The organism is Rhodococcus wratislaviensis, assembly GCF_041228765.1.
Lineage (GTDB): Bacteria > Actinomycetota > Actinomycetes > Mycobacteriales > Mycobacteriaceae > Rhodococcus_F > Rhodococcus_F wratislaviensis.
Genome location: NZ_CP150488.1, coordinates 3,499,643 through 3,518,366 on the forward strand (window position 1 = coordinate 3,499,643; position 18,724 = coordinate 3,518,366).

General features: G+C 68.2%; 16 protein-coding genes. 11 read left to right on the plus strand and 5 right to left on the minus strand.

Annotation, left to right across the window (positions count from 1 at the left end):
* The first annotated feature begins 91 nt into the window (after positions 1-91).
* The 6 genes from WKC72_RS16010 (at position 92) to WKC72_RS16035 (ending at position 8,870) form a co-directional block, all read left to right on the plus strand.
* Entirely contained in the window at positions 92-520 is a 429-nt protein-coding gene (locus WKC72_RS16010) for a single-stranded DNA-binding protein (protein WP_370183327.1), read from the plus strand.
* Positions 521-652: 132 nt separating this feature from the next.
* Complete coding sequence (gene ettA, locus WKC72_RS16015) at positions 653-2,332, plus strand: energy-dependent translational throttle protein EttA (RefSeq protein ID WP_005264313.1); 1,680 nt, start codon at positions 653-655, stop codon at positions 2,330-2,332.
* A gap of 1 nt (position 2,333) precedes the next feature.
* The gene (locus WKC72_RS16020) at positions 2,334-2,759 is read left to right on the plus strand and encodes a thioesterase family protein (RefSeq protein WP_112300608.1); all 426 of its coding nucleotides are present in this window, start codon (positions 2,334-2,336) and stop codon (positions 2,757-2,759) included.
* A gap of 108 nt (positions 2,760-2,867) precedes the next feature.
* Positions 2,868-7,769 (plus strand): NAD-glutamate dehydrogenase, encoded by a 4,902-nt coding sequence (locus tag WKC72_RS16025; protein WP_370183330.1) that lies wholly within the window; start codon positions 2,868-2,870, stop codon positions 7,767-7,769.
* Positions 7,766-8,191: a thioesterase family protein gene (locus WKC72_RS16030; protein ID WP_009474093.1), complete on the plus strand. Its 426-nt coding sequence runs from the start codon at positions 7,766-7,768 to the stop codon at positions 8,189-8,191. Before WKC72_RS16025 ends, WKC72_RS16030 begins: the two co-directional genes overlap by 4 nt.
* Positions 8,184-8,870, plus strand: a complete 687-nt coding sequence (locus WKC72_RS16035) for a hypothetical protein (RefSeq protein ID WP_037236332.1) — start codon at positions 8,184-8,186, stop codon at positions 8,868-8,870. Before WKC72_RS16030 ends, WKC72_RS16035 begins: the two co-directional genes overlap by 8 nt.
* 7 nt (positions 8,871-8,877) lie before the next feature.
* Here WKC72_RS16035 and WKC72_RS16040 read toward each other — a convergent pair whose 3' ends face one another.
* From WKC72_RS16040 to WKC72_RS16050, 3 genes are all read right to left on the minus strand, one after another.
* Entirely contained in the window at positions 8,878-9,789 is a 912-nt protein-coding gene (locus WKC72_RS16040; RefSeq protein ID WP_370183334.1) for a DMT family transporter, read from the minus strand.
* On the minus strand, positions 9,777-11,372 hold the full coding sequence (locus WKC72_RS16045) for a glycoside hydrolase family 13 protein (protein ID WP_370183337.1): 1,596 nt from the start codon (positions 11,370-11,372) through the stop codon (positions 9,777-9,779). Before WKC72_RS16045 ends, WKC72_RS16040 begins: the two co-directional genes overlap by 13 nt.
* A gap of 67 nt (positions 11,373-11,439) precedes the next feature.
* Positions 11,440-11,835, minus strand: a complete 396-nt coding sequence (locus tag WKC72_RS16050; RefSeq protein WP_005264320.1) for a globin — start codon at positions 11,833-11,835, stop codon at positions 11,440-11,442.
* A gap of 140 nt (positions 11,836-11,975) precedes the next feature.
* Here WKC72_RS16050 and WKC72_RS16055 point away from each other — a divergent pair, with 140 nt between their 5' ends.
* The 3 genes from WKC72_RS16055 (at position 11,976) to WKC72_RS16065 (ending at position 13,449) form a co-directional block, all read left to right on the plus strand.
* Complete coding sequence (locus tag WKC72_RS16055; RefSeq protein WP_167344048.1) at positions 11,976-12,647, plus strand: HNH endonuclease; 672 nt, start codon at positions 11,976-11,978, stop codon at positions 12,645-12,647.
* Positions 12,648-12,722: 75 nt separating this feature from the next.
* Entirely contained in the window at positions 12,723-12,983 is a 261-nt protein-coding gene (locus tag WKC72_RS16060; RefSeq protein ID WP_005248217.1) for a hypothetical protein, read from the plus strand.
* The gene (locus tag WKC72_RS16065; protein ID WP_005248214.1) at positions 12,970-13,449 is read left to right on the plus strand and encodes a DUF5130 domain-containing protein; all 480 of its coding nucleotides are present in this window, start codon (positions 12,970-12,972) and stop codon (positions 13,447-13,449) included. The genes WKC72_RS16060 and WKC72_RS16065 overlap by 14 nt, the downstream gene beginning before the upstream one ends.
* A gap of 76 nt (positions 13,450-13,525) precedes the next feature.
* On the opposite strand, the gene WKC72_RS16070 is transcribed toward WKC72_RS16065, so the two are convergent.
* The gene (locus WKC72_RS16070; protein WP_370183340.1) at positions 13,526-13,942 is read right to left on the minus strand and encodes an SRPBCC family protein; all 417 of its coding nucleotides are present in this window, start codon (positions 13,940-13,942) and stop codon (positions 13,526-13,528) included.
* Positions 13,943-14,047: 105 nt separating this feature from the next.
* On the opposite strand from WKC72_RS16070, the gene WKC72_RS16075 reads away from it, so the two are divergent.
* Positions 14,048-14,839 (plus strand): helix-turn-helix domain-containing protein, encoded by a 792-nt coding sequence (locus tag WKC72_RS16075; RefSeq protein WP_370183342.1) that lies wholly within the window; start codon positions 14,048-14,050, stop codon positions 14,837-14,839.
* Positions 14,840-14,875: 36 nt separating this feature from the next.
* A complete protein-coding gene (dinB, locus tag WKC72_RS16080) occupies positions 14,876-16,102 on the plus strand; it encodes a DNA polymerase IV (RefSeq protein ID WP_112300602.1) in 1,227 nt (408 codons plus the stop codon).
* A 20-nt stretch (positions 16,103-16,122) separates the two neighbouring features.
* Here dinB and pepN read toward each other — a convergent pair whose 3' ends face one another.
* Positions 16,123-18,702: an aminopeptidase N gene (pepN, locus tag WKC72_RS16085; protein ID WP_370183346.1), complete on the minus strand. Its 2,580-nt coding sequence runs from the start codon at positions 18,700-18,702 to the stop codon at positions 16,123-16,125.
* Between the last annotated feature and the right edge of the window lie 22 nt (positions 18,703-18,724).

Below are 18,724 nucleotides of genomic sequence, written 5' to 3' on the forward strand. Positions count from 1 at the left end.
CACAGATTTCGGATGCCGGCCCGCCATCGCGCTGCGAGACGGCACGCTGTGAGTCACGGCACCTTGCCGCACTCACAGGGGGTAGAGCGAAATGTACGAAACACACGGCACCGTCGTCGGAACGGTCATCACCAGCCCGGTCACCCGGTCGAATGCGGCCGGTGACGAGTTCCTCAGTTTCCGGATGGCGAGCACTGTCCGGCGCCGCGATCACGCGACGAGCGAGTGGCGCGACGCGAGCACGCTCTACCTCACGGTGACCTGCAGGCGGAGGCTGATGGCCGGCGTCGTCCAGTCGATGGCGAAGGGGGATCCGGTCATCGTGACCGGTGAGTTGCGCACCACGGAGTACACGACGCGGGACGGTATCGCCCGCTCCGACCTGGAGCTGAGCGCGACCGCGATCGGACCGGATCTCGCCCGGTGCACGGTCGTGCTCGAGCGCGCGGCCAGAACCGGGGACGCGGACGCGGCGACCCCGGCGACGGAACAGGTCGCCACCCGGTCCCTCGTCGCATAGCGCACCAGCGGGTATCGGCGCCGACCCCGTGCTCCCGGCGCCGAGGCCCGCGGCTTCTCCCCGCGAAGCCCCGATCACGTCCTCGACCCTCCGCGATGTGGGTTCATCGCACTTCACCATTAGGCTGGCCCCATGGCTGAGTTCATTTACACGATGAAGAAGGTGCGCAAGGCGCACGGTGACAAGGTCATCCTCGATGACGTCACGATGAGCTTCTACCCCGGCGCCAAGATCGGTGTGGTCGGCCCGAACGGCGCGGGTAAGTCCAGCATCCTCAAGATCATGGCGGGGCTGGATCAGCCGGGCAACGGTGAAGCGTTCATCGCTCCCGGTGCCACCGTCGGGATCCTCATGCAGGAACCGCACTTGGACGAGACCAAGACCGTCCGCGAGAACGTCGAAGAGGGCATGGGTGAAACCATGGTCCAGCTCAAGCGGTACAACGAGATCGCCGAGCTGATGGCCACCGACTACTCCGACGAGCTGATGGAGGAGATGGGCGAGCTCCAGGAGAAGCTCGACCATGCGGACGCGTGGGAGATCGACTCCCAGCTCGAGCAGGCGATGGACGCTCTGCGCTGTCCGCCGCCGGAGGAGATGGTCACGCACCTCTCCGGTGGTGAGAAGCGCCGCGTGGCCCTCTGCAAGCTCCTGCTCAGCAAGCCCGACCTGCTGCTGCTCGACGAGCCGACCAACCACCTCGACGCAGAGAGCGTCCTGTGGCTGGAGCAGCACCTGGCCGCCTACCCGGGCGCGATCCTGGCCGTCACCCACGACCGGTACTTCCTCGACCACGTCGCCCAGTGGATCTGTGAGGTCGACCGCGGCCGCCTGTACCCCTACGAAGGCAACTACTCCACCTACCTGGAGCAGAAGGCAGCCCGGCTCGAGGTCCAGGGCAAGAAGGACCAGAAGCTGCAGAAGCGCCTCAAGGAGGAGCTGGCCTGGGTCCGCTCGGGCGCGAAGGCCCGTCAGGCCAAGAACAAGGCCCGCCTCGACCGCTACGAGGAAATGGCCAACGAAGCCGAGAAGACCCGCAAGCTGGACTTCGACGAGATCCAGATCCCGGCACCGCCGCGCCTCGGCGACGTCGTGGTCGAGGTCTCGAGCCTCGACAAGGGCTTCGACGGACGGGTTCTGATCAAGGACCTGTCGTTCACCCTGCCCCGTAACGGCATCGTCGGTGTGATCGGACCCAACGGTGTCGGTAAGACGACGCTGTTCAAGACCATCGTCGGGCTGGAGGAGCCGGACGCCGGTGAGGTGAAGATCGGTCAGACCGTCAAGCTCAGCTACGTCGACCAGAACCGCACGGGCATCGACCCGGACAAGACGGTGTGGGAGGTCGTGTCCGACGGTCTCGATCACATCGTGGTCGGCCAGACGGAGATGCCGTCGCGCGCCTACATCAGCTCGTTCGGGTTCAAGGGCCACGATCAGCAGAAGCCGGCGGGAGTCCTCTCCGGTGGTGAGCGCAACCGCCTGAACCTCGCGATGACGCTCAAGCAGGGCGGAAACCTGATCCTGCTCGACGAACCGACCAACGACCTCGACGTCGAAACCCTCGGTTCGCTGGAGAACGCCCTCGAGCAGTTCCCCGGCTGCGCCGTTGTGATCTCCCACGACCGCTGGTTCCTCGACCGCACCTGCACGCACATCCTCGCGTGGGAGGGTGGCTTCGGCGACAACGAAGCCGCCTGGTACTGGTACGAGGGCAACTTCGAGGGCTACGAGGCCAACAAGGTCGAGCGGCTCGGACCCGACGCGGCACGGCCGCACCGGGTGACGCACCGCAAGCTCACGAGGGACTGACCTGGTGGGGTCGAAGGTCTTCACGTACGAGATCCAGGTCCGGTGGGGCGACTCCGACCGGCTGGGTCACGTCAACAACACCCGGTTCGTCGAGTACATGCAGGAAGCACGTGTGCATTTCCTGTCTTCGGAGCTGGAGTCGGTGGGAGCCCGGCCGGGGGCCATGGTGGTGCGCAAGATGGAGGTGGAATTCCTCCGTCCCGTCACCGATGCCTCCGGTCCGCTGACGATCGACGTGTCGGTGCTCCATGTCGGCAACTCGTCGTACACGATCCGGCACGTGGTCACGAACCGCGACGGGGTCCACTGCGCGACGGGTGACGCCCTGCTGGTCGCATTCGACGTGAAGACCGAACGCTCGCGTCCGCTGTCCGAGGCGGAACGGGACGGGCTCGAGAGGTACCTCGCGCCGGTGACCACCGGCTGACGGATCCGGCACGCGGGGTGCCCGAAGTTCACCCTCTGTTCCCGTCGCCGCGGGCTAGTGTCGAGAGAGTTGCCCGCGGCGATCGGAACGAAGAGGAAGTGAGCCCCGATGACGGAATCGGCAGCACTGAAAGATGCGGAGTGGGCGCGGAATCTGCCCGAGGGTCTCCGGTCTCAGGTGCCGACTCTCGCAGCCGTGTATTTCCGTCACGTCGATCGCGGTGACAGCGAGAGCGCGGTCAACGGCGCCTCCGACGCCGTGCTCGGCGCGCATCTGACACTTGCCCTGCATCGTCCGCCGGAACGCGCGGTCACCCGGGTCTACCGCCCGGGCGACGGGCGCGAACTCGGTGCGGCACTGCAGATCGTGACGGACGACATGCCGCTGCTCGTCGAATCGATCACCGCGCTGCTGAACCGCCTCGGTATCGGGATCAGCGAATTCGTGCACCCCATCGTCTCGGTCCGGCGCGATCCGATCGGCGCACTGTGCGGAATCCTCATGGGAGACAAGGCCGAGGACGCCGACGCGGACGGCGTCCCCGAGTCGTGGATCCACGTCCAACTCGATCCGCGTGCCGACTCCGCGGTTCTCGACACACTCGAGAAGGAAGTCGGCACCGTCCTCGCCGACGTGCGCCAGGTAGTCCGGGACACCGACATCATGCGCAAGCTCGAGCGGTCGCTCGCCGACGAACTCGAGACGTCCAGACCCTGTCCCGGTGTGTCGAAGGACGACCTGGAGGACTGCGCCGACCTGCTGCGGTGGATGTCGCAGGGCAATTACGCGGCGCTGGGGTACCGCCGCTTCGAACTGGGGGAGCCGGACGGTTCCGGAGCCCGGAGCCTCCAGGTGGTGCCGGGCAGCGGTCTCGGACTGCTGCGCTCCGACACGGTCACAGAAGGCCCGCTGAGCCTGCCCCCGGCCGCCGAGATCCCCGACCGCCCCCTGCTCGTGCTCACGCAGGGCTCGTTCCCCGCGACCGTGCACCGCTCGGTCTACCCGTTCTTCGTCGGCGTGAGCATCCTCGACGAGGCCGGCAACATCACCGGTGAGCACCGTTTCCTCGGCGTCTTCACCGTCACGGCGCTGCACGAGAACGTCCTCGACATTCCCGTCATCGCCCGCCGGGTGCGCAAGGTGATCGACCGGGCCGGGTTCCAGTTGAACTCGTATTCGGGGCAGGCGATGCTGGAGGTCATCCAGTCGTTCCCGCGCACCGAACTGTTCTCGAGCGACGCGGACACCCTGTTCGACACGGTGACCGCCGTGCACAGCATCGGCCTCCGGCGTCAGGTGCGTCTGTTCGTGCGCGAGGATTTTCTCGGTCGCTTCGTCTCCTGCCTGATCTACCTTCCCCGCGATCGGTACACCACCCGGGTCCGGCTCGCGATGCAGGACATCCTGCTGCGGGAATTCGGCGGCGGCACATTGGAATACACCGCGCGCGTCACGGAGTCCGACCTGGCGTTGCTGCACGTGACGATCCGCAAGAGCGCCGAACAGATGGGGTCGCGGCTCGACCTCTCGGACGCCGACCGGGAACGGGTCCAGGCCATGCTGGCCGACGCGAGCCGCAGCTGGGACGACCATCTCGGTGACCTTCTCCCGGTGACCACCGGCGTGGATCCCGTTCTGGCGCAGCGTTATGCCGCCGTCCTGCCCGAGGGGTACAAGGAGGATTTCGACGCCACACGCGCGTTGTCGGATCTCGCGAGGCTGGAAGCGCTCGAAGACGGTTCCATCGACCTGCTGCTGTACCGCGATCCCGGGGCCGAGGTCGGGCACTGGCGATTCACCCTGTACGTGGGCGGGGACGGCATCTCGCTGAGCCAGGTGCTTCCGGTCCTGCAGAGCCTGGGTGTGGAGGTGCTCGACGAACGGCCGTACCTGATCCCGCGGCCGGACGGGTTGACGTGCTGGATCTACGATTTCGGGCTGTCGGTGCCCGCGGAGCTGCTCCGCTCCTCGGTGGAGGACGACCTGGACGCCGAACTCGCCGCCGAGGAGGCATCCGTTGCCGCACCGAAGCTTCAGGAACGGTTCACGGATGCCTTCACCGCGGTGTGGTTCGGGCGGGCGGAGGCCGACCGGTTCAACGAACTGATCCTGCGGGCGGGAGTGTCGTGGCGGCAGGCCGTGATTCTGCGGGCGTACGCAAAGTACCTGCGCCAGGCGGGGTTTCCCTACAGTCAGTTCCACATCGAGGGGGTGGCGCTGGCGAATCCGCGTTCCGCGTACACCCTCGTCGAGTTGTTCGAGGCGATGTTCGACCCGGAGACGCCCTCACCCGACCTGGTGGCCGAACTCGACACCCGCCTGAGGGAGTACATCGACGCCGTGGTCAGCCTCGACGCGGACCGCATCCTGCGCGGTCTGTTCGGGCTGATCAAGTCGACGCTGCGCACCAACTACTTCGTCGTCGGCGAGACCGGAGAGTCGCCTGCATACCTGTCGATCAAGCTCGATCCGACGTCGATCCAGGAACTTCCGAAGCCCCGCCCGAAGTACGAGATCTTCGTGTACTCACCGGACGTCGAGGGTGTGCACCTGCGGTTCGGGTCCGTCGCCCGCGGCGGGCTGCGCTGGTCGGACCGGCGTGAGGATTTCCGAACCGAGATCCTGGGGTTGGCGAAGGCGCAGGCCGTGAAGAACGCGGTGATCGTCCCGGTCGGCGCGAAGGGCGGCTTCGTCGTCAAGAATCCGCCGACGCCGTCGGGCGACGCGGCGGCCGACCGCGCGGCCGCTCTCGAGGCGGGCCAGGACTGCTACCGCACGTTCATCTGCGGGCTCCTGGACCTCACCGACAACGTCGACCAGGCGTCGGGGGAGATCGTTCCGCCGCCCCGGGTGGTGCGGCGCGACGGCGACGACCGGTATCTCGTCGTGGCCGCGGACAAGGGCACCGCGAAATTCTCCGACCTCGCCAATTCTGTTGCGGAGCAGTACAAATTCTGGCTCGGCGACGCGTTCGCGTCCGGTGGGTCGGCCGGGTACGACCACAAGGGGATGGGCATCACCGCGCGCGGTGCCTGGGAGAGCGTGAAACGGCACTTCCGGGAGATGGGCGTCGACACCCAGACCCAGGACTTCTCGGCGGTCGGTGTCGGTGACATGAGCGGCGACGTGTTCGGAAACGGCATGCTCCTGAGCCGGCACATCAGGCTGATGGCGGCGTTCGACCACCGGCACATCTTCCTCGACCCCGATCCCGACGCCGCCAGGTCCTTCGCGGAGCGGTCCCGGATGTTCGCGTTGCCCCGGTCGTCGTGGGCCGACTACGACACCAGCCTCATCAGCGAGGGCGGGGGAGTGTGGGACCGGACCCGCAAATCGGTTCCGATCAGTGCCGCCGCGCGCGCTGCGCTCGGACTCGACGACGCCGTCACCGAACTCTCCCCGCCGGAACTGGTCCGGGCAATCCTGCGTGCCCCGGTTGATCTGCTGTGGAACGGTGGCATCGGCACGTACGTGAAGGCGTCCACCGAGACCAACGCGCAGGTGGGCGACAAGAGCAACGACTCGGTGCGCGTCGACGGCAACGAGGTGCGGGCGAAGGTGGTGGGCGAGGGCGGCAACCTCGGGGTGACGGCGCTCGGCCGGATCGAGTACAGCCAGAACGGTGGCCGGATCAACACTGACGCGATCGACAACTCCGCGGGCGTCGACTGCTCCGATCACGAGGTCAACATCAAGATCCTGCTGGACTCGCTGGTGAGCAGCGGCGGGCTGCCGCGGGAGGAACGCAATCCTCTGCTGGCGTCGATGACCGACGAGGTGGCCCAGCTCGTACTCGCGAACAACATCGCGCAGAACGATCTCCTCGGTGTCTCCCGGACCAGCGCGGTTCCGATGCTGAGCGTGCATCGCCGCCAGATCGAGCACCTGGCGTCGCGTCGCGGACTCGACCGGAAGCTCGAGGCCCTGCCCACCGACGAGGAGATCGCCCGACGCAGGCAGGCCGGTCAGGGCCTGACGTCTCCGGAGCTCGCGACCCTCACCGCGCATGTGAAACTCTCGCTCAAGGACGACCTCCTCGCGACGGACCTGCCCGACAGCGAGACGTTCGCGCCGCGGCTGCCGCGGTACTTCCCGACAGTGTTGCGCAAGCGGTTCCGCACCGCGATCAAGGCGCATCCTCTGCGCAGGCAGATCGTGGCGACGATGCTCGCGAACGAGACCATCGACAACGGCGGCATCACCTTTGCGTACAGATTGGCGGACGAGGCGGGTGCGAGCAGCACCGACGCCATCCGCGCCTACGCGGCGGTCACCGAGATCTTCGCCCTGCCCGACCTGTGGTCGAGGATCCGGTCGGCGAACATCGCGGCCGACATCGAGGACGACCTGATCCTCGAGTCCGGCCGGGTTCTCGACCGCGCGTCCCGCTGGTTCCTGACCAACCGGCCTCAGCCCCTCGCCGTGGGCGCCGAGATCGCCCGGTACTCGTCCGACTTCCGCGCACTCTCGCCGAGGGTGCCGCAGCTCGTGCGGGGACATCAGCTCGCCGACGTGGAGACGCGGGCGCGGCCGCTGGTCGTCCGCGGGGCGCCCGAGGACCTCGCGTTCGAGGTGTTCCGGCTTCTGGACAAGTTCTGTCTGCTCGACATCAGCGACATCGCGGACATCGCCGAACGCGACATCGACGAGGTCGCCGAGCTGTACTACGAACTCGACGCGCACCTCGGCATCGACTGGCTGCTGAGCGCCGTGTCCACCCTCGCGCGGGGCGACCGCTGGCATTCGCTGGCCCGCCTCGCGTTGCGTGACGACCTCTACAGTTCGCTGCGTCAGCTCACGATGGAAGTGCTCCTGGGTGGTGAACCTCACGAGACGCCGCAGGAGAAGATCGACGACTGGGAGTCGACGAACGCGTCCCGGCTGGCCAGGGCGAGGTCCGCTCTCACCGAAATTTTCGAGTCTGGGACCCTTGACCTCGCGACGCTCTCGGTGGCGGCGCGTCAGGTACGCAGCATGGTGCGAGGTATGGGCACCCGATCGGAGGTATGACGTTGAGCGAGGGCTTTCACGCGGAGGTCGAAGTTCGATGGTCGGACATGGACGTCTTCCAGCACATCAACCACGCACGGATGGTGACGTTGCTGGAGGAGGCGCGGATTCCCTGGCTGTTCGAGGACGATCGCCCCACTGTCACGTTGCGTGACGGCGCGGTCATCGCCGACCTCCATGTGCGCTACCGGGGGCAACTCCGGCACAGCGATTCACCGCTCGACGTCCTGATGTGGGTGGAGAAGGTCCGTGCGGTCGATTTCACGATCAACTACGAGGTCCGCCCGAAGGGCGTCGACGTCTCGGTCGCGCCGTCCATCATCGCCTCGACGCAGATCGCGGCGTTCGACATCGACACCCAGCGCCTGCGCAGAATCACCGACGTCGAGCGTGCGTACCTGGAGAGCTGGCAGCGTGTATGAGCGTGTCCTGTCGATCCCGGACGCCACGGAGCGCGGTGATCTCGCCACGTTCCTCACGCGGGTGGTCCGGTTGGACGAGTCGACGGTGGTCCGCCTCCGTCAACGCGGACCCGGCCGCCTGACGATCTGGGCGGCAACCGGTTTCGACGCGCTGGCGGTGCGCACGGTCGCGGGGACCATCACCCCGGACGACACGTCGGCCGCCGGCGACCAACTGCTCGCCGCGCTCGAAGCGACGACCGCAGCCGACATCGATCCGGGATTCTCGATGGATTCGGCGTGGCGGGGCGCTCTGCCTCCGACGGAGGGCTTCGTTCACGTCGACGACGTCCCGGCGCGTGTCCTGGTCGACCTCGCGCAGCGCGGTGCGGCCCTGGCGCAGGAGCACGGCAGCAGCCAGGGGCCGCCCGCATCGCTCCTCGACCAGGAAGTGCTGCAGGTGGAGGGCGCGGAGCAGGCGGTCGGCATCCCGATGCGGGTGGTGTTCGCCCTCACCGCGATGGGGTTCGTTCCGCACGCGGGCTCGGATCGGCTGACCGCCGACATCGACCTCGAGCGGATCGATGCTTCCGAGCTGGTCCGGGTGCGCGCCACCGCGTCGTGGCTGCGGGTGGACGCCCGGTTCGGGTCGATCTACCGGCACCGCGGGGGAGGGATTCCGTTGTCGGTGGCGCGGTAGCGCGCCGTCAGCCGGACCGCAGCGTGCTGGTTGCCAGAACGGCGAGCGACGCGACGACGGCCGCCATGCCCAGCCCCGCGACCAGGGTCAACTGCTCGCCGAGCACCGCGGTCCCGAGCAGTGCCGCGACCACCGGTTCGGTGAGTGTGAGCGTCGCAACCGTTGCCGGTGGGAGCCGCCGCAGTCCGGCGGCGAACAGCAGATACGCCAGCACGGTCGGGACGATCGCCAGATACACCGCGGCCGCAGCGCCCGCCCCGGTATCGAGGCCGCCGGGCCAGGTCGCGACGAGCACGGGGATCAGGAACAGTCCACCGAGACCGAACATCTGTCCCATCGCCGCCTCGGGGCTCGCACCCGCCGCGAGCAGCGACGACCCGGCAACCGTGTAGGAGGCGTACCCGAGACCGGCGATCAGTGCAGGCAGTGCGCCCGCCAGGATCCCGGACGAGTCGGAGCCGCCGGTCGTGCCCGCCACGATCAACGCCATTCCGGCGACGGCGATGACGGTGGACACGGCCCACACCGGACCGGGACGGTGCCGGTGCACCGCCCACTGCAGTGCGCCGGTGAATGCGGGGCCCGAACCCAGCGCGATCATGGTTCCTGCCGCCACCCCGGCGCTCTGCACACCGCTGAAGAATCCGAGTTGGTAGGCCGCGACCCCGATCCCGCCCCACACGGCGGGCACGTACCGGCGAATCCCGGCACCGCCACCGAAGCCGAGCCCGCCACGCAGCGCCGCGAACGCCGCGAGGAGCGCACCCGCGGCCACGACCCGGGCCGAGCCGACAGCCAGCGGGTCGAGGTCGTATCCGAGGGCGCGGGATGCAAGAGCCTGCGCGGTTCCCGTCGTGGCGAACAGGATCGATGCTGCGACGACCGCCGCGACTGCGGGAGTGCGGGTCAGATGAGCCACGCAGCCGCGTTCGGTGGGAGCTGCCCCTCGACGAGCGGCGCGCTGCTGAGCAGCACCTCACCGGGTGGCAGTGAGATCGGCGCGTCGGTGGCGTTGAGAGCGCAGATCAGCCCGCCGCGCCTGCGGAACGCGAAGCAGCCCGCGGGGCTTCCATACCAGTCGACTCCCGGACCGGAGAACTCCGGGCGGAACGAGCGCAGTTCGAGTGCGGCCCGGTACAGCGAGAGCGTCGACGTGACGTCCTCGAGTTGCGCCTCGACGGTGAGGTCCGCCCACGCGGGGGGCATCGGCAGCCAGGGCTCGCCGGTGCTGAACGCGAACGGTGGTTCGGTGCCCTCCCACGGCACGGGCACACGGCAGCCGTCGCGGCCGCGTTCGGTGTGACCGGACCGTTCCCACACCGGGTCCTGCAACACAGAATCGGGGAGGTCGACGTTGGGCAGGCCGAGTTCGGCGCCGTTGTACAGGAACGCCGCACCCGGCAGCGCCAATTCGACGAGGATCATGGCCCGGGCGCGAGCCGTGCCGATCTCGCCGCCGCCGTACCGGGTGACTTCCCGTTCGACGTCGTGGTTCGACAGGGTCCAGGTGGGTGTCCCGCCCACCTGGTCGACTGCGGTCAGGGAGTTCTCGATCGCCTCCCGCACCGTCTCCGCCGAGAACTCGGCCTCCGCCAGCCGGAAGTTGAACCCGAGGTGCAGTTCGTCGGGCCGGATGTACTCCCCGAAGCGTTCGTTGTCGCGAACCCAGATCTCCCCGACGGCCATCGTGCCCGGGTACTCGTCGAGGACCTTGCGGATGCCGCGGTGGATGTCGTGGACCGCGGGGTTGTCGAACCGCGGATCGTCGTCCGAGTTCTGCAGCAGTTCGTTGGCGGACCAGTCGTGGTCCGGCAGACCTTCCGGCTTCGCCATGCCGTGCGCGACATCGATGCGGAATCCGTCGACGCCGCGGTCCAGCCAGAACCGGAGCGTCTTCGTGAGATCCTCGACGACCTCCGGGTTGTCCCAGTTCAGGTCGGGCTGCTCCGTCGCGAAGATGTGCAGGTACCACTGGCCGGGCTTGCCGTCGGTCTCGGTGATCCGCGTCCACGCAGGACCGCCGAAGATGCTCGGCCAGTTGTTGGGCGGCTCCGCGCCGTCCTCACCGCGACCGTCGCGGAAGATGTACCGGTTCCGTTCGGGACTGCCCGGCGGCGACGCCAAGGCTTCGCGGAACCATTCGTGCTCGACGCTGGTGTGATTGGGCACCAGGTCCATCGTCACCTTGATCTGGCGCCCGTGCGCGGCCTCGATCAGTGCGTCCATCGTCGCGAGGTCACCGAACAGTGGGTCGATGTCGCGGGGATCGGACACGTCGTAACCGTGATCGGCCATCGGGGAGCGCATGACCGGACTCAGCCAGAGGGCGTCGACACCGAGCAGTTCGAGGTATCCCAGCTTGTCCCGCACTCCGTGGAGGTCGCCGACACCGTCACCGTTCGCGTCGGCGAACGAGCGGGGATAGATCTGGTAGAAGACGGCGTCGGACCACCAGGGTGCCGGCTGTGTGTCGTCGGCGGACGTTTCGGCGGGAGTGCTCACAAACGCCCATCGTGCCAAACGATCGCCCGCACCACGACTCGACCGGCGTAATCGGGGCGGGGCGGTTTCAGAAGGCGGAGTTCACCATCGACGCCGCGGCCATGTCCATGTACTCGGAGAGGGCCTTGCGGTGGGCGTCGTCGAGGGTGCCGGTGTCGATCGACGCGATGGCCGTGTGCATGCACCGCAGCCAGGCGTCCCGCTCGATCGGGCCGATCTTGAACGGCTGGTGACGCATCCGCAGTCGTGGGTGGCCGCGCTCGTCCGAATAGGTGTGCGGTCCGCCCCAGTACTGCTCGAGGAACATCCGCATCCGGCGCTCGGCCGGGCCCAGGTCTTCCTCGGGGTAGAGGGGCCGCACGATGTCGTCCTTGGCGACTTCCTCGTAGAAGCGCGCGGTGAGTTTGCGGAACGTCTCCGCTCCGCCCACCGCCTCGTAGAAGGTCTGCTGCACGTCAGTCATGGCGCCTTCCATTGTGCACGTGCGGGCGCGAACGGTCTTCGTCACCGTCTGTTCACCGAATGTCCTGCATTTTTGTCGGAAATGGACGTGCACGAGCAGGCAATTCATGGTGCACTTGGTGGCAATCTCCCGGAGGTCGCATGAAGAATCGACACAGCGCCCGCGCGCACCGACAACTCGTGCCCACTGATGCCCGGAGTGCCGGGGTTTCAGGGGCGTTTGCTTTACAAGTGATCACCGAAGGCTCCGCGCACAGCGCAGAGCCTTCTTTCCCGGGCGAGAATGCGGTTCCGCTCTGGATCAAGCGCCGGGTGCTTCTCCTGAATGTCACCTACGAGCCGCTCACCGCCCTTCCTGCCCGCCGTGCCGTGGTGTTGATGACCTGCGGTAAGGCCGATACCGTCCACGAGGATCCCCAGGCCCCGGTCGTCCACTCCGAGCAGTGGTCCGTGCAGGTTCCGTCCGTGATCCGCCTCCGGAACTACGTCCGCGTGCCGTACCGCGCTCGCGTTCCGATGACCCGCGCGGCCCTCATGCACCGAGACCGGTTCCGGTGCGCCTACTGCGGCGCCAAGGCCGAGACCGTCGATCACGTGGTTCCCCGCAGTCGCGGCGGCGGGCATTCCTGGGAGAACTGCGTGGCCTGCTGCGCGCCCTGCAACCACCGCAAGGCAGACAAGTTGCTGAGCGAACTCGGCTGGACGCTCAGGGCCTCCCTGGTGCCTCCGTCGGGTCCGCATTGGCGACTGCTGGCTTCCACCAAGGACCTGCACCCGTCGTGGATGCCCTACCTCGGTGAAGGCGCCGCCTGAGCGTTCCGCGCGTCCCCTTCGCGAAGTTCGGCCCTGACGCTTCCCCTCGCGCGGTTCTGGGCTACCGTTTGCGTTGTGAGCATTCTCGAGACAGTGCTGATATTCGTAGGAATTCCGGCGTTGATCACCGCCTTCTTCGCGGGGATGTCGTTCGTCGGCAAGAAGACGCCGGGCCCCGTGCCGCCCGCGTTCCACCTCGGTGAGGAATGGACGCACGCGCCGGTGCTGTGGAGCGCCGTCGACGAGGTGACCACGCACGGTCATCACGGCGGTCATCACGGCGCGCACGCCGGTTCGGCAGACCTGATTGGAGGCTCGGCAAGTGGCAAGTGGTGACCTGATTCCCGCGTCCGCGGTATCCGCGGACAATCTGCCTGTCGGCAGCGTCGTGACCTCCAGCGGTCGCATCTCGGGCGTGCACCGCGTCGGTGAGCCGTTCACCGACGACCTGCCGTTCACGACGGACGAACTCGTCCGCCTCGACGATGCCCTCACGGAAGGTACCCGCAAGACGAAGGTGCGCTTCAACGCGTACATCGGCGACCTCGGCGACGACACCGCGGCCGGCGCCGACGCGCTGTTCCCGACGACGCCCGAGGCGGAACGGTCCGTGCTCATCGCGGTCTCGCCCAACCAGCGGACGGTCGAGATCCGCAGCGGCCGGGCCGTGGCGAACCGGGTCACCGACCGGGTCGCCCAGCTCGGCGCCACCGCCGCGGTGTCGTCGTTCGGCGACGGAGACCTCATCGACGGTCTCGTGAGTGCCATCCGCGTGATGAGCGCGGCAATCGCCTCGCCGTAGAACCTCCGCAGAAGATCAGCGTCCGCGCGGCCCGATCCGGCTCAGTCCTCCTGAACCGGATCGGGCCGTCGGTGTCTCACCGGGTGTCGACGACGCGGTCGGCGCTTTCGAGGGTCCGCCGGACGGCGTCGATGCCGAGTTCCATCATCTGCGCGGTCCGGCCCGCGAGAGTCGCGGGCAGGATGTCCGCGATCCAGACGAACACGGTCGCGCCCGTGCCGTCGTCGCTCACCTGGGCGGACGCCTGGTGATGCAGGTAGGGGCCGTCGACGATCGACCAGGCCAGGCGGCGCGCATCCTCGTCGCACGAGACGAGGCGCTCTCGGACGACGGAACCGTCGAAGAACGTGATGACCCGGTCATCCCGGTCGATCACCGAAGCGGTGACGAAACCTGCGGCGAGCCGCGTGTGCAGCGCACCCCAGTCGCGCAGAGCGTCCCACGCGGCAACGGGTGTGACATCGATGTGGGTGGACTCGTAGATGTATGACATGACTGCAGCTTGCCGCGGGGAATGCCGTGAGGATTGAAGATTCTTGCAGGCCACCGCATGTGCGGGGAGATGTCGGGCCCCGCGGGTAGCGTCCCGGTTGTGGCGGTGAGCGAGGTCGCACGTCTGCCGGGCGTGAACGTCTGGGCGGTGGACTGCTGCGCCGTGCACCCGGGCTGGTCGGGCGTGGAGGTGCGGGACGATCACCGGATCGTGCTCGTCCGCGGCGGCCGATTCCTGCGCCGGACCGGCAGACACGAGTCGATGGCCGACCCGACCGTCGCGTACGTCGGAACACCGGGCGAGGTGGAACAATTCGCGCACCCTGCCGGGGGCGACCGGTGCACGTCGATCAGTGTCCGGCCCGAGCTCTGGCGTGCGGTCGCCGGTGAGCGCTGGACGCTCGGCCGTTCGGACGTGTACGTCGATGCTCGCGTCGATCTTCTTCATCGACGCCTGCTCCGTGCCGGCCGGACCGGCGACGTCCACTTCGCCCTCGCCGAGCAGGTGGTCCGGCTCGTTGCGCTCGCCGCATCGCGGGGACGGTCGTGTGCACACCGGCGCGGCGGCCTTCCGGACGACGCGGTGGCCGCCGCCGCCCGCGCGGCGGTCCTCGACGACGAGCCCGGTGCGGACGGACTGATACCGCTCGCCGAACGGTTCGGCGTATCACCGTTCGCGCTCAGTCGCGCGTTCAGTGCCGTCATGGGCGTCTCGCTCACCAGGTACCGCAACAGGGTTCGGGTCGGGCGGGCGCTCGAACGGATCGAGACCGGCGACCGGGACCTCGCCGGTCTCGCCGCCGACCTGGGATTCTCGGATCAGGCGCACATGACCAGGACCATCCGGGCTCACCTCGGCGAGACACCCACCGCACTGCGAACGCTGTTGTCGGTCTGACGACCCTCGACTTCTGTCGGTGGTCGATGCGAACATATGTTCGTGTCCGATTCGCCGCGCCCCCGCATCTCGAGTGGCGCCGAGGCGACCATCCTGCACGCCGACCTCGACGCGTTCTACGCCTCGGTGGAGCAGCGGGACGACCCCTCACTGCGAGGTCGTCCGGTGATCGTCGGCGGCGGCGTCGTGCTGGCAGCGAGCTACGAGGCGAAGGCCTACGGGGTGCGCACGGCCAGTAGCGGTGCGCAGGCGCTGCGCCTGTGCCCGCACGCCGTCGTGGTGCGCCCCCGAATGTCGGCGTATGCGGCCGCGAGCAAGGCGGTATTCGAGGTCTTCGGCCGGACGACGCCGCTGGTCGAGGGACTGTCGATCGACGAGGCCTTCCTCGACGTCGCCGGTCTCCGCAAGATCGCGGGCGCGCCGGTCGACATCGCGGCGCGCCTGCGCTCCGACGTCCGCGAGCAGGTGGGGTTGCCGATCACGGTCGGCGTCGCGAGAACGAAGTTCCTCGCCAAGGTCGCCAGCGCGGTGGGCAAGCCCGACGGACTGTTGCACGTGCCGCCGGACCGCGAGATCGAGTTCCTCCATCCGCTGCCGGTCGAAAGGCTGTGGGGAGTCGGGGCGGTGACGTCGGGCAAGCTCCGTGACGCCGGAATCGCGACCGTCGGCCAGCTCGCCCACTATCCCGAAGAGCTGCTCGTGACCATCGTCGGACCCGCGGCGGGCCACCACCTCCACGCGCTCGCCTGGGCACGCGACCCGCGTCCCGTGCAGGTGGGGCGCAGGCGGAGATCCGTCGGCGCGCAGCACGCCCTGGGGCGCAGACCCACATCGAGGGAGGACGTGGACGCCGCCCTGGTGACGTTGGTCGACCGGGTGGCGGGCCGGCTGCGCCGCGGCAAGCGGGTCGGGCGCACGGTGGTGCTCCGGCTCCGGTTCGACGACTTCACCCGGGTCACGCGGTCACACACTCTCGCGCAGCCGTCGGCGCAGACGCAGACGATCCTGACCACGGCCCGCGGCCTGCTGAGCAACGCGATGCCGATGATCGAACGCAAGGGCATCACCCTGGTGGGAATCGCGGTGGCCAACCTCGAGGACGACTGCCCGCAACAGCTAGCGCTGCCGTTCGACCCGTACACGAGCAGCACCCTCGACAGCACGCTCGACAGCCTCCGCGACCGCTTCGGTTCCTCGGCGGTCACCCGCGCGGTGCTGCTGGGCCGCGATCAGGGTGTGACCGTGCCGATCCTGCCGGACTAGGCCGGCAGGATCGGCACCGATCAGCTCGCGTCGAACTTCCGGGCGGCCAGCGACCGGACGATCCCGGCGCGGCCCTCGACCACCAGGCGGCGCAGGGCCGGCGGGTGGTCGCCGGCCAGGAATGCGTCGGCTGCCGCCACGGATTCCTCGCTGATCGACCACGACGGGTATAGACCCACCACGACGGTCTGCGCGACCTCGCTCGAACGTCGCTCCCACACCGCGGGAATGTCCGCGAAGTAGCGGGCTACGTACGGTGCGAGGATGTCGGACTGGCCGTGACCGGCGAAGGCGCCGATGATCGAGCGGGCGGTGATGTTCGGCACGGAATCGTCGCCGACCACCCGGTTCCAGGCCTGTTCCTTCACCGCGGCCTGCGGGCGGACGGTGGCCGCGGCGGCGGCGTTGCGGGCACCTGCCGCGGTGGGGTCGCGTTCGGCTTCGGCGTCGATGAACGGCGTCTCGATGCCCTCGGCGTCGATCTCACCGGCCCCTGCGAGTGCGGTGACGAGACGCCAGCGCAGGTCCGTGTCGACGACGAGCCCCGGAAGCCCGACCGTCTCGGGTGCGGCGTCGAGCAGTTCCTGCAGCACCTCGGTGTGCCACGCCGACAGTTGCGCCCCCGCCAGCGCGTTGACGAACGCCAGCTGATGATCCGAACCCGGCTCGGCTTCCCGCGCCAGTTCGAGGAGCCGGTTCGCGAAGTCCGGCCAGCCGTGTTCCTTGGCCCACGCGGGTTCGGCGTAGCTGTGCAGCGCGGTCTGGGCCTGCATCAGCAGCCGCTGGACGACGCCGACCTCCGTTTCGGCGCCGACGCCGCGCTGCACGAGGGCGACGAAGTCCCGCGCCTTGAGTTCGGCCTGACGCGTCATCTCCCACGCCGCCGACCACACCAGGGTGCGGGGGAGCGGCTCGTCGATGTCGCCGATGCGGTCGATGGCGGTGGCGAGCGAATCGGGATCGAGTCGCAGCGAGCAGTACGTGAGGTCGTCGTCGTTGACGAGGATCAGCTGTCCGCGCTCGACGCCGACGAGTTCGGTGACGTCGGTGCGTTCGGTGGCGTCGAGGTCGAGTTCCACCCGCTTCGTGCGCACGAGTTTGCCGTCCCGGTCGTCGTACACGCCGACGGCGATGCGGTGTACCCGTCGCTCCCCGGCACCCGGGGCGGCGCCGGCCTGCAGGACGGCGAACCGGGTGAACTTGCCGTCCGCGTCGACATCGAAGTCGGGGCGCAGGATGTTGAGCCCGGTGGTCTTGAGCCACTGGGCTCCCCAGTCGGACAGATCGCGGCCCGAGGACTTCTCGAGTGCGCCGAGGAGGTCGTCGAACGTGGCGTTGTCGAAGGCGTGGTCGCGGAAGTAGTCCCGCAGGCCGGACAGGAAGGGGTCGAGCCCGACGTACGCGACGAGCTGCTTGAGGACGGAGGCGCCCTTCGCGTACGTGATGCCGTCGAAGTTCACCTCGACCGCGGCGAGGTCCGGGATGTCGGCGGCGATGGGGTGGGTGGACGGCAGCTGATCCTGCCGGTACGCCCACGACTTCTCGACGTTGGCGAACGTGGTCCAGGCGTTGGTGTATTCGGTGGCCTCGCTCTGGCAGAGCACTGAGGCGAACGTCGCGAAGGACTCGTTGAGCCACAGGTCGTCCCACCAGCGCATGGTGACGAGGTCGCCGAACCACATGTGCGCCATCTCGTGCAGCACGGTCTCCGCGCGCCGCTCGTACGACGCCCGCGTGACCTTGGACCGGAAGACGTAGTCCTCGAGGAACGTCACGGCGCCGGCGTTCTCCATTGCGCCCGCGTTGAATTCGGGGACGAACAGCTGGTCGTACTTCCCGAACGCGTAGGGGGTGCCGAAATTGCGGTGGTAGAACTCGAAGCCCTGCTTGGTTTCCGTGAACAGGCGCTCGGAGTCCATGTGCTTCCCGAGGGAGGCGCGGCAGTAGATCGCGAGCGGGATGTCGCCGTGCTCGTCGGAGTAGTTGTCGGTCCACTCCGCGTACGGGCCCGCGATGAGCGCGACGAGGTAGGTGCTCATCTTCGGTGTGGTGCGGAAGATGTGGCGGCCGGGTTCCGCCGCCACCGTCTCGACGGTCGCCGAGTTGGAGATCACCTTCCAGTCGGCGGGGGACGTGACGTGCACGTCGAACGTCGCCTTCAGGTCGGGCTGATCGAAGCAGGCGAACATGCGCTTGGCGTCGGCGGTCTCGAACTGCGAGTACAGATACACCGCACCGTCGGTCGGGTCCACGAACCGGTGTAGCCCTTCACCGGTGTGCGAGTACGCGCAGTCGGCCTCGACCACCAGTTCGTTGCGGTCCGCGAGTCCGGTGAGTGTGATGCCGGTGGACTCGTCGTAATCCGACACGTCGACGGGGGAGCCGTTCAGCGTGGCCGAATGCACACGGGCCGCAACGATGTCGACGAACGTGGATGCGCCAGGGGTGGCCCCGAACGTGACGGTGGTGCGGGAGGAGAATGTCTCGACTCCGGGCTGACCTGTCCCGTCGGTGAGGTCGAGTTCGATCAGATAATTGTCGACGGTCAGCAGTCCGGCTCGTTCGGCTGCCTGTTCGCGGGTCAGGTTCGGTGGGGCCACAGAGGTCTCCTCGTGATCGGCG

Coding starts and splice junctions, on each gene's coding strand:
- WKC72_RS16010 (WP_370183327.1), top strand. CDS start 92: ATGTACGAAACACACGGCACCGTCGTCGGAACGGTCATCACCAGCCCG.
- ettA (WP_005264313.1), top strand. CDS start 653: ATGGCTGAGTTCATTTACACGATGAAGAAGGTGCGCAAGGCGCACGGT.
- WKC72_RS16025 (WP_370183330.1), top strand. CDS start 2,868: ATGACGGAATCGGCAGCACTGAAAGATGCGGAGTGGGCGCGGAATCTG.
- WKC72_RS16030 (WP_009474093.1), top strand. CDS start 7,766: ATGACGTTGAGCGAGGGCTTTCACGCGGAGGTCGAAGTTCGATGGTCG.
- WKC72_RS16050 (WP_005264320.1), bottom strand. CDS start 11,835: ATGACTGACGTGCAGCAGACCTTCTACGAGGCGGTGGGCGGAGCGGAG.
- WKC72_RS16055 (WP_167344048.1), top strand. CDS start 11,976: ATGAAGAATCGACACAGCGCCCGCGCGCACCGACAACTCGTGCCCACT.
- WKC72_RS16070 (WP_370183340.1), bottom strand. CDS start 13,942: ATGTCATACATCTACGAGTCCACCCACATCGATGTCACACCCGTTGCC.
- dinB (WP_112300602.1), top strand. CDS start 14,876: ATGTTCGTGTCCGATTCGCCGCGCCCCCGCATCTCGAGTGGCGCCGAG.